Origin of the sequence: Pseudomonas paraglycinae (genome assembly GCF_021601625.1) — a bacterium.
GTDB lineage: Bacteria > Pseudomonadota > Gammaproteobacteria > Pseudomonadales > Pseudomonadaceae > Aquipseudomonas > Aquipseudomonas paraglycinae.
The window spans coordinates 42,222-52,464 of sequence record NZ_BQHR01000028.1; the positions used below are offsets into that span (position 1 = coordinate 42,222).

Sequence of the window (10,243 nt, forward strand, 5' to 3'; positions counted from 1 at the left end):
CCCGGATTTATGTTCGGGGCTTTGCGCGTTCTCAAACCAAGGACTTTTATGTCGCGTCGTATCTCCCCCGTCATACCCGGCTTCGGGCTGACGCTGGGCTACACCTTGGTGTACCTCAGCCTGATTGTGCTTATCCCGCTGGCGGCGATGTTCGTCCACGCCGCCCAACTCACCTGGGATCAGTTCTGGACGATCATCTCCGCGCCCCGCGTTCTCGCCGCATTGAAGCTGAGCTTCGGCACCGCGCTGTGCGCCGCGATCATCAACGGCATCATCGGCACGTTGCTGGCCTGGGTGCTGGTGCGCTACACGTTCCCGGGACGCAAGGTGATCGACGCGATGATCGATCTGCCGTTCGCCCTGCCGACCGCCGTGGCCGGTATTGCGCTGACGGCGCTGTACACGCCGACCGGGCTGGTCGGGCAGTTCGCCGCTGACCTCGGTTTCAAGATCGCCTACACCCCGCTCGGGATCACGTTGGCGCTAACCTTCGTGACCCTGCCGTTCGTGGTGCGCACGGTGCAGCCGGTGCTGGCCGACATCCCGCGTGAAGTCGAAGAAGCCGCGGCGTGCCTCGGTGCCAAACCATTGCAGGTGTTCCGTCACATCCTGCTGCCGGCGCTGTTGCCGGCCTGGCTGACCGGTTTTGCACTGGCGTTTGCCCGTGGCGTCGGCGAGTACGGTTCGGTGATTTTCATCGCCGGCAACATGCCGATGAAAACCGAGATCCTGCCGCTGCTGATCATGGTCAAGCTCGACCAGTACGATTACACCGGCGCTACCTCCATCGGCGTGTTGATGCTGGTGGTTTCCTTCGTCCTGTTGCTGCTGATCAACTTGCTGCAGCGGCGCATCGAAACCCCATAAGGAGGCGCGAACCATGTCCCAATCGTCTATTGCGGCCGCTTCCTCGGCCAACGCCGCCCGCCGTGGCAGTGCCACTTCGCGGCGGATCCTGATCGGCCTCGGCTGGCTGATTTTCTTCCTGTTTCTGCTGCTGCCGCTGTTCATCGTGGTGTCCCAGGGATTGAAGAACGGCCTCGGCGCGTTCTTCACTGCGATCTTTGAACCGGATGCCTTGTCGGCGTTGAAACTCACCGTGATCGCGGTGCTGGTGTCGGTGCCGCTGAACCTGGTGTTCGGTGTCAGCGCCGCGTGGTGCGTGAGCAAGTACTCGTTCCGCGGCAAGAGCATGCTGGTGACGCTGATCGACCTGCCGTTTTCGGTATCGCCGGTGATCGCCGGTCTGGTCTACGTGTTGATGTTCGGCGCCCAGGGCCTGTTCGGGCCGTGGCTGCAGGATCACGACATCCAGATCGTCTTCGCCCTGCCGGGCATCGTGCTGGCGACGATCTTCGTCACTGTGCCGTTCGTGGCCCGTGAGCTGATCCCGCTGATGCAGGAACAAGGCACTCAGGAGGAGGAAGCCGCGCGTCTGCTAGGCGCCAATGGCTGGCAGATGTTCTGGCACGTGACCGTCCCCAACATCAAATGGGGCCTGATCTATGGCGTGGTGCTGTGTACCGCGCGGGCCATGGGTGAGTTCGGTGCGGTGTCGGTGGTCTCCGGGCACATTCGCGGGGTGACCAACACCTTGCCGCTGCACGTCGAGATCCTCTACAACGAATACAACCACGTGGCCGCGTTCGCCGTGGCGAGCCTGTTGCTGATCCTGGCGCTCTTCATCCTGCTGCTCAAGCAGTGGAGCGAAAACCGTATCAACCGCCTGCGCGCCAGCGCCGCGGAGGAATAATTCATGTCGATCGAAGTGCGTAACGTCAGCAAGAATTTCAATGCGTTCAAGGCGCTGGACAACATCAGCCTGGACATCCACAGCGGTGAACTGGTAGCGCTGCTCGGCCCGTCGGGCTGCGGCAAGACCACGTTGCTGCGCATTATTGCCGGTCTGGAAACTCCGGATAACGGCAACATCGTGTTCCACGGCGAAGACGTATCCGGCCACGACGTGCGGGATCGCAATGTCGGTTTCGTGTTCCAGCATTACGCTTTGTTCCGCCACATGACGGTGTTCGACAACGTCGCGTTCGGCCTGCGCATGAAGCCGAAGAACCAGCGCCCGACTGAAAGCCAGATCGCGACCAAGGTCCACGAGCTGCTGAACATGGTGCAACTGGACTGGCTGTCGGATCGTTATCCGGAGCAACTGTCCGGCGGCCAGCGTCAGCGTATCGCCCTGGCCCGCGCCTTGGCGGTGGAGCCGAAAGTGCTGCTGCTCGATGAGCCGTTCGGCGCCCTCGACGCCAAGGTGCGTAAAGAGCTGCGCCGCTGGCTGGCGCGCCTGCACGAAGACATCAACCTGACCTCGGTGTTCGTGACCCACGACCAGGAAGAGGCGATGGAAGTGGCCGACCGCATCGTGGTGATGAACAAGGGTGTGATCGAGCAGATCGGTTCACCGGGCGATGTCTACGAAAACCCGGCCAGCGATTTCGTCTATCACTTCCTCGGCGATTCGAACCGCCTGCATCTGGGCGATGACAATCACGTGCTGTTCCGTCCGCACGAAGTATCGCTGTCGCGGCATGAGCTGGAGGATCACCACGCCGCTGAAGTCCGCGATATCCGGCCGCTGGGCGCGACCACGCGGGTGACGTTGAAGGTTGAGGGGCAGAGCGATCTGATCGAGGCGGAAGTGGTGAAGGACCACGACAGCCTGACCGGTTTGGCGAAAGGTGAGACGTTGTTCTTCAAGCCGAAGGTCTGGCAGAAAGTCGCCAACGTTTGATCTCGCTCGTTCCCACGCTCTGCGTGGGAACGCCGCTATGGACGCTCCGCATCCACTGTGACGCGGAGCGTCACGGGATTCATTCCCACGCAGAGCGTGGGAACGAGCGAGCCGGGCAGTGGTTCAGACAGCCGCACGATTCGGATTGACCCGCACCACACCCGCCCGCGCCTCGATCTGCTCTTTCAGCTCATGCCGCATCCCGAGCATGAACGCCAGCTCGGCCACCACAAACAGCGGCCCGACAATCAGTCCGCTCAAGTCATCGACAAACGCCGGTTTGCGTCCTTCATAGTGGTGCCCGACAAACTGGATCACCCAGCCGATCACGAACATCGCCAGACCGCTGCTGAGCCAGACCATGGTGCTCTGCTGCGCCAGGGCATGCCCGGCCCAGACCGACAGCCCCATCAACACGGTCATCAGAACCCCGAGCTTCAGCTCCAGACGCAGGTAAAACCAAGCCGAAGCGAGGGCGGCAATCACCGCCGGGGAAACCCACAATCCGCCCACCGACCATTCCGGCCGCGACAACAGCACGGCCACTGCCACCACAATCAACGGAATCCCCATAAAGTGGCTGGCGATGTTGCGCGGGTCACGGTGGTAAGCGGCGTATTGACTCAAATGATCGACGAGGCTTTTCATTGTTGTTCCTCCTGTAGGGTGATCGAATCATGCCCCGGGTTCACGGCTCGCTCTGTCAGGCAGGCGACAATCTTTAGGAGAACGCATGGATAAGGTCTGGCGCGAGCGCCTGTTGATCGGGCAATGGTTCAGTCATCTGCCTTCGTCCTTTCAGGATAGTCTGCTGGCGGCGGCCCGGGAGCGGCGGCTGGCGGCGGGGCAGCGCTTGTTCCAGCGCGGCGATGCGCCATGCGGCCTGTACGCGGTGCTCGACGGCGCGGTACGCATCGGCGCGGTCAGCGAGCAGGGCAAGGAGGCGTTGCTGAGCCTGGTGGAGGCGCCGCACTGGTTCGGCGAAATCTGCCTGTTCGATGGCCAGCCCCGCACGCATGACGCTTACGCGGTCGGGCCTTGCACCCTGCTCAACATTCCCCAGGCCACGCTGCTTAAACTGCTCGACGAGCAACCCGTCTACTGGCGCCATCTCGCTCTGTTGATGAGCCACAAGCTGCGCCTGACCTTCATCAACCTCGAACAGCTGAGCCTGCTGCCGGCCCCGGCGCGACTGGCCCATCGCTTGCTGATGATCGCCGAAGGCTACGGCGAACTCGACCCACCACGCCGGGTGCTGCAACTGCCTCAAGAGCAACTGGCGTCGATGCTGTCGCTGTCGCGGCAGACCACCAACCAGATCCTCAAGGACTTGAAAGATCAGGGAGTTATTGGTCTCGGCTATGGGGAAATCGAGATTCTGGACATGGAAAAACTGCGTGCCACCTGTCAGATCTGACAGTGGTGGGCTCCTATTGGGCGGTGTACAACAAGTGTGTCAAATACGACCGCCCAAGGAGTTGGAACCGATGAACAGTAAAGCTACCGGCACCGCTGATTACTCTAACCTCCCTATCAATAAAAGCGTCCCCGCACCAGTCGTTGTCAAACCCCAAGGTGACGTCAACAACCCGGTTGAATTTTCGGGTACTGGTCTGGCTGGGTGGTGGGTATGGATCATGAAAGTTCCGATTGATGGTGACTCGTTTGCTTCAACTCAAGTCGGCCCGGATGGTATTTGGTCTGTGAAAGAGAAACTGCTTGCAGCTGAATATGAGGCTTTCGCTGTGCAGACGGATAATCGTGAAAGGTCTGATTGGAGCCCGTTTTTCAAGTTCAAGGTCGAATAAGGACGCACCAGCCGCAAGCTGATTTCCAACCCTGCCGCACTGGGACGGTTAGTGAAGTAGAAAGCCCCTGAACATTCAACATTGCTGTCGATGGGCAGGGGCTTTTTTGAGGAGTCTGTTTGAGTTACGAACCGCGATAAGTGGAGAAACCATACGGGCTCAGCAGCAACGGAATGTGATAGTGCTGATCCGTCTGCTTCACTTGAAAGATCACCGGAATCTCCGGAAAAAACGTCTCGTGCTTCGTCTTCTCGAAGTACTCGCCTGTCTTGAATACCACCCGATATTCACCCGCCTCGAACGTTTTGTTCGCCGGGAACAGTTCGGCGATCCGCCCCTGTTCATTGGTGGTGCCCTGCGCCAGCGGCTGCCAGTCCTGGCCGACATGGCGCTCCAGCGTCACGTTGATGCCCGGCGATGGCAGGCCGTTTTCCAGATTGAGTACATGCACGCTCAGCGGATTGCCGGCGGCCAGCGCCAGGCTCGAAAAAGCGCTCAGGCCGAGCGCGGCAAAAGTCATGCGCAGTGGGGTCATGGTGATGCTCCTGGGTTCAAATACGGTTGATGGAAAGGCCGACGATGTCGGCAGCCTTGATCGCGCAGTTCTCGTCTTGCTCGCCGCCGCCGGAACCGGCCACGCCCATGGCGCCGACCAGTTCCTTGCCAGCGAACAGAGGGATGCCGCCGCCGAGCAAAAGCAGCTCGTCGAGGGTGTTGAGGTTGGCGGTTTCCGGGTTGCTGCGGGCGCGCTCGGCGAACAACCGGGTCGGGGTTTTCGTCGACAGCGCGGTGTAGGCCTTGCGTTGGCTGGCGACGGTGTTGTGCGGGCCGATACCGTCGCCGCGCAGGGTCACCAACAGGTTGCCGCCACGGTCGAGCACCGATACCGTGCCGGTGCAGTTTTCCAGCGCTGTGTCGGCCAGCAGCCGTGCGGTTTTCAGATCGAGATCGGCGTGACGGGGTAGCTCAGGCGCGGCGATTGCGGCAGTGCCGAGGCCGATTGCCAGGCTGGCAACCAAGTATTTAGCGGACATGGGTAGGCTCCAGAAGCGAAGGCCGCCACCTTATCCGCCGGTCCCCGTCGAAACCTCGTCAGCCGGATTACAAGTTTGTAATGGGCAACGCCGCCGAAGGAGCCTAGCCTGTGCCTCTGATCAATCGAGGTGTGCCATGCGTTTGCTGGTCGTAGAAGATGAAGCCAAAACTGCGAATTTCCTCGCCAAAGGGCTGGGCGAGTCGGGTTTTGCCGTGGATGTGGCGCTCAATGGTCTCGACGGGCGCTACTTCATCGAGCAGCAGGAATATGACCTGATCATCCTCGACGTGATGTTGCCGGGCCTCAACGGCTGGCAATTGCTGCAGTTGATCCGCCAGCGCGGCGCCACGCCGGTGCTGTTCCTGACGGCGAAGGACGCTATCGAAGACCGCGTGCGTGGCCTCGAACTGGGGGCGGATGACTATTTGCTCAAGCCATTCGCCTTCGCCGAACTGCTGGCGCGGGTGCGCACGTTGTTGCGGCGCGGGCCGATGCGCGAGGCCGAGTCGTACAGCATCGCTGACCTGGAAATCGACGTGCTGCGCCGCCGGGTCAGCCGTGGCGGCCAGCGCATCGCCCTGACCAACAAGGAATTCGCCCTCCTGCATTTGCTCGCCAGCCGACAGGGTGAAGTGCTGTCGCGCACGCTGATTGCTTCGCAGGTGTGGAACCTGAATTTCGACAGCGACACCAACATGGTCGAAGTCGCGGTGCGTCGGCTGCGTTCGAAAGTCGATGATCCGTACATGCCCAAACTGATCCACACCGTGCGCGGGGTCGGCTATCAACTCGAAGCGCCCGACGATGCGCGCTAGATCCATCGCCTGGCGCCTGGCTCTGGCGTTCGCTGCCGTCTGCGCGCTGGTACTCAGCGCGATTGGCGTGTTCCTGTATCGCTCGCTGGCCTCGGAAATCGCCTGGCGCGACGACATGGCGTTGCTCGGTCGCCTGGAACAGGTGCGCGCGCTGCTCGCCGACAGTGACAGCCTCGACGCCTTGCAGGCACGGCCACGGTTGTACCAGAACATGCTCGGCAACCTCGACAGTCTGCTGCTGGTGCAACGCGCGGACGGCTCGAACGTAATCACGATCAATCCTCGCCAACGTGCACTGCCTGCGGTGCAGGCCATCCCCCGGGATCAACCGCCGCAACGCAGCGATGTGCTGACCTGGCAGGCGGCGGACGGTGTCGAACTGGCCCTGTTGTCAGGACAGGCCCAAGGGCCGAACGGCGAAGCGCTGACCGTGATCGCCGGCAAGGTCTTGAGCGAGCGCGAGCAGATGCTCGGCAGCTATCGCCTGCGCTTGTATCTGGCCGTCGGCCTGGGTGCCGTGCTCGCCTTCACGCTGGGCCTGGTGCTGTTGCGCCGTGGTTTGCGGCCTCTGCGCAAGCTGAGTGAAGCGCTGCGCGGCATCGACCTGCGCAGCCTCGACCAACGCGTCCCCACCGCCGGCACGCCAGCGGAATTACTGGAGCCGGTGCACGCGCTGAACGGCATGCTGGTGCGGCTGGACGACGGCTTCCAGCGCCTCTCACAGTTTTCCGCCGACCTCGCCCATGAAATCCGCACGCCGCTGCACACCTTGCTCGCAAGCAACGGCCAGGCACTGAATTATCCGCGCAGCAGCACCGAGTATCAGGAAGTGCTGGCGTCGAACATGGAAGAGTTCGAACGGCTCAAGCGCATGGCCGAAAACCTGATGTTTCTCGCCCGCGCCGAGCAGGCTGAGCGAGCGCTCGATCTGCGCCCGCTGGAGCTGCACCAAATCGGCGAAGAGTTGTGCGACTACTTCGAAGCTCTGGCCGATGACCGGGAAATCCGCCTCGAAAACACGTTCAGCGGAGAGTTGCTGGCGGATCAGCAACTGCTGCAACGCGCCTTGGGCAATCTGTTGGCCAACGCCGTACGCCATGCCGATGCCGGCTCGGTCATCAGCCTGCGCCGACGCGATGAGCCAGGCCTGTGCTGGCTGCAAGTGCACAACCTCGGCCCGGTCATCGCGGATGAGCATCTGGGCAAACTGTTCGACCGCTTCTACCGCGTCGACCCGTCCCGCGCGGAGCCAGGAGACTCCGGCGGATTGGGACTGGCAATCGTGCAGTCGATCATGCAGTTGCATGGGGGGCGGGTGCGGGTCAGCAGTGATGCAACGGGTACGGTTTTTGAGCTTGGATTTGCAGCGATCTGAATGGCTTCTTCGCGGGCAAGCCCGCTCCCACAGTAGTCGAGGTGTGACGCGGATTTTTGTACGCCCCAATCCTTGTGGGAGCGGGCTTGCCCGCGAAGAGGCTGGTCGATTCAGAACAAATTCCAACCCCTTCAGCGCAACTGATCCCGAAACTGCCCCGGCGTCATCCCCGTCCAGCGCTTGAACGCGCGGCTGAAGCTGCTGGTATCGGCAAATCCCAACAGATAACTGACCTCGCTCAGCGAGCATTGCGGATCGCGCAGGTGCAGCAGCGCGAGGTTTTCGCGGCTTTCATTCAGCAGGGTGTCGAAGCGACAACCCTCGTCCGCCAGGTGCCGTTGCAGGCTGCGCAGGCTCAGGTGCAGGGTCTGGGCGATGCGTTCGGCGCTGGGTTCGCCTTCGGGCAGTTGTTCTTCGATGGCGTCGCGTACCTTGCGCTCCCAGGTCAGCGGCTTGAGTTGGGCGAGGGTGCGTTTGAGCACTGCTTCGTTGTGCTCGGCCAGTTCCGGGTTGGCGTCGTCGAGGTGGCTGTCGAAGTCGGCGAGGGCGAATTCGATGCGGTCTTCTTCGGCGGAAAAATGCACCGGCGAGCGGAACACCTTGTGCCATTGATGCGCATCGATCGGTTCCGGGCGGCGCAGGTACACCGCCAGTGGTGCGTAGTCGCGACCCAGGCGATTGCGGCAGGTGCGCACGTAGATGGCGGCAAAGGCGTCGATGGCTTCGAAGGCGGGGGCCGGGTTGCCGGCCGGGATTTTCAGGCGAAAGCGGTAGCGGTCCTCGGTGCGGGTCAGCTCCAGTTCCAGCGCGTCGCTGACCACCTGGTGATAACGCACGATCCGCTCGAACACTTCCCGCAGGCTGCCGCTGGCCACTAACGCATAGCCCAGTGCGTGAAAGGTGGTGGGGCTGACGAACCGCGACACCCGCAAGCCGATTGCCGGATCGCCGCTGACCTGCACCGCGATTTCCCACAGACGCGTGGTGGCGGACAACGGATAGCGGGCGTTCGGGTCGTCCATCAGTTGCGGATCGAGCCCGGCCTGCTGACACAGGGCAGTGCTGTCCAGCCCCAGCGCGTCGAGTTGCTTGCGCAGGGCACGGGTCCAGCTAGCGAGAGAAGTCGGTTCCTTCATGCTGATTGGCGCTTCCGGTCAACAGGTTGGCGTTCTCGGCTACCGCGTTTGGAGTCCGCGCGGGGCAGGATGCGAACATCAATAACCAGAGGATGGAAGCATGGACCGTACTTCTGCAAGTCCCCAGCGACACAATGCTGCCCAGCGATCAGCGCATATTCGCGAAGTGGTGCTGGCCAAGGGCGTGGAACTGCGCGAGCGCTACCCGATTCTCAAGCATCAGGATGCACTCGGCGCCGGGATTCTCGCCTTTGCTCTGGCCGGAATGATCGGTTCGGCAGCGCTCTATATCAGCGGGCACCTGGCGTGGTGGGTATGCCTGTTGCTCAACGCGTTTTTCGCTTCGCTGACCCACGAACTCGAACACGACCTGATCCACAGCATGTATTTCCGCAAACAGCGCGTGCCGCACAACCTGATGATGGGCCTGGTATGGCTGGCGCGGCCGAGCACGATCAACCCGTGGATCCGCCGCCATCTGCACCTCAATCATCACAAGGTGTCCGGTACCGAAACCGACATGGAAGAACGGGCGATCACCAATGGCGAGCCTTGGGGTTTCGCGCGGTTGCTGATGGTCGGCGACAACGTGATGTCAGCGTTCATCCGCATGCTGCGGGCCAAGACCTGGGCGCACAAGTTCAGCATTATCAAACGCACGCTGAAGGTGTACGCACCGTTGGCGCTAGTACATTGGGGCGCGTGGTATGTGTTTCTCGGGTTCCATGCCGCCAATGGCGTCGCTTACTTGATGGGCTCGCCGATTGAATGGTCGGCGACCACGTTGTCGGTGATGCAGGTGATCGACATCGCCGCCGTGGTGATCATTGGCCCGAACGTATTGCGCACTTTCTGCCTGCACTTCATCAGTTCGAACATGCATTACTACGGGGATGTGGAGCCGGGTAATGTGCTTCAGCAATGTCAGGTGCTGAATCCTTGGTGGCTGTGGCCTTTGCAGGCGTTCTGCTTCAATTTCGGCAGCAGTCACGGGATTCATCATTTCGTGGTGAGGGAGCCGTTTTACATTCGCCAGTTGACGGTGCCGGTGGCGCATAAGGTGATGCGGGAGATGGGGGTTCGGTTCAACGATTTCGGGACGTTTGGGCGGGCGAACAGGTTTGTTCGCAAGGAAAATGAAGGGTTGGCGGGTAAGGCGATCGAGGTGAACTGACTTTGTGTTTTCGGCTGGAGATCCAGCCCTCACTGTAGAGACCGGTACATCCTTTACACATTAGACCGGGGACATCGTTTACACCTTTTACAGGCTTGATACGCGGTTGGCACCGCGCTCAAGCCTGCCTAAACAGAAGTTGCAAAGGTACAG

12 protein-coding genes are annotated in these 10,243 nt (G+C 61.4%); 8 read left to right on the top strand and 4 right to left on the bottom strand.

What is annotated here, in order from left to right; translation table 11 throughout:
- Positions 1-48 precede the first annotated feature (48 nt).
- The 3 genes from cysT to L6D82_RS27370 are packed head-to-tail and all read left to right on the top strand — an operon-like array spanning position 49 to position 2,746.
- A complete protein-coding gene (gene cysT / locus L6D82_RS27360; RefSeq protein ID WP_007952818.1) occupies positions 49-867 on the top strand; it encodes a sulfate ABC transporter permease subunit CysT in 819 nt (272 codons plus the stop codon).
- Between the two features lie 13 nt (positions 868-880).
- Positions 881-1,753, top strand: a complete 873-nt coding sequence (cysW, locus tag L6D82_RS27365) for a sulfate ABC transporter permease subunit CysW (protein ID WP_011331905.1) — start codon at positions 881-883, stop codon at positions 1,751-1,753.
- Positions 1,754-1,756: 3 nt separating this feature from the next.
- Complete coding sequence (locus tag L6D82_RS27370; RefSeq protein WP_102687462.1) at positions 1,757-2,746, top strand: sulfate/molybdate ABC transporter ATP-binding protein; 990 nt, start codon at positions 1,757-1,759, stop codon at positions 2,744-2,746.
- Between the two features lie 123 nt (positions 2,747-2,869).
- Here L6D82_RS27370 and L6D82_RS27375 read toward each other — a convergent pair whose 3' ends face one another.
- Positions 2,870-3,394 (bottom strand): Mpo1 family 2-hydroxy fatty acid dioxygenase, encoded by a 525-nt coding sequence (locus tag L6D82_RS27375; protein ID WP_236192041.1) that lies wholly within the window; start codon positions 3,392-3,394, stop codon positions 2,870-2,872.
- A gap of 85 nt (positions 3,395-3,479) precedes the next feature.
- Here L6D82_RS27375 and L6D82_RS27380 point away from each other — a divergent pair, with 85 nt between their 5' ends.
- A complete protein-coding gene (locus tag L6D82_RS27380) occupies positions 3,480-4,163 on the top strand; it encodes a Crp/Fnr family transcriptional regulator (protein ID WP_236192042.1) in 684 nt (227 codons plus the stop codon).
- Positions 4,164-4,233: 70 nt separating this feature from the next.
- Positions 4,234-4,554: a hypothetical protein gene (locus L6D82_RS27385; protein ID WP_085746300.1), complete on the top strand. Its 321-nt coding sequence runs from the start codon at positions 4,234-4,236 to the stop codon at positions 4,552-4,554.
- Positions 4,555-4,678: 124 nt separating this feature from the next.
- Here the strand turns inward: L6D82_RS27385 and uraH are convergent, their stop codons facing one another.
- On the bottom strand, positions 4,679-5,089 hold the full coding sequence (gene uraH / locus L6D82_RS27390; protein WP_085746301.1) for a hydroxyisourate hydrolase: 411 nt from the start codon (positions 5,087-5,089) through the stop codon (positions 4,679-4,681).
- 16 nt (positions 5,090-5,105) lie between these two features.
- Positions 5,106-5,588, bottom strand: coding sequence for a GlcG/HbpS family heme-binding protein (locus tag L6D82_RS27395; protein WP_102687467.1), 483 nt, complete (start codon positions 5,586-5,588; stop codon positions 5,106-5,108).
- A 136-nt stretch (positions 5,589-5,724) separates the two neighbouring features.
- Between L6D82_RS27395 and L6D82_RS27400 the strand changes: the two genes are divergently transcribed.
- Together L6D82_RS27400 and L6D82_RS27405 are read left to right on the top strand one after the other, a co-directional pair.
- Positions 5,725-6,405: a heavy metal response regulator transcription factor gene (locus tag L6D82_RS27400; protein WP_085697973.1), complete on the top strand. Its 681-nt coding sequence runs from the start codon at positions 5,725-5,727 to the stop codon at positions 6,403-6,405.
- Entirely contained in the window at positions 6,395-7,780 is a 1,386-nt protein-coding gene (locus L6D82_RS27405; RefSeq protein WP_236192043.1) for a heavy metal sensor histidine kinase, read from the top strand. Before L6D82_RS27400 ends, L6D82_RS27405 begins: the two co-directional genes overlap by 11 nt.
- A gap of 131 nt (positions 7,781-7,911) precedes the next feature.
- Here L6D82_RS27405 and L6D82_RS27410 read toward each other — a convergent pair whose 3' ends face one another.
- A complete protein-coding gene (locus L6D82_RS27410; RefSeq protein ID WP_236192044.1) occupies positions 7,912-8,916 on the bottom strand; it encodes an AraC family transcriptional regulator in 1,005 nt (334 codons plus the stop codon).
- A gap of 100 nt (positions 8,917-9,016) precedes the next feature.
- Between L6D82_RS27410 and L6D82_RS27415 the strand changes: the two genes are divergently transcribed.
- Positions 9,017-10,090, top strand: a complete 1,074-nt coding sequence (locus L6D82_RS27415) for a fatty acid desaturase (RefSeq protein ID WP_236192045.1) — start codon at positions 9,017-9,019, stop codon at positions 10,088-10,090.
- Positions 10,091-10,243 lie beyond the last annotated feature (153 nt).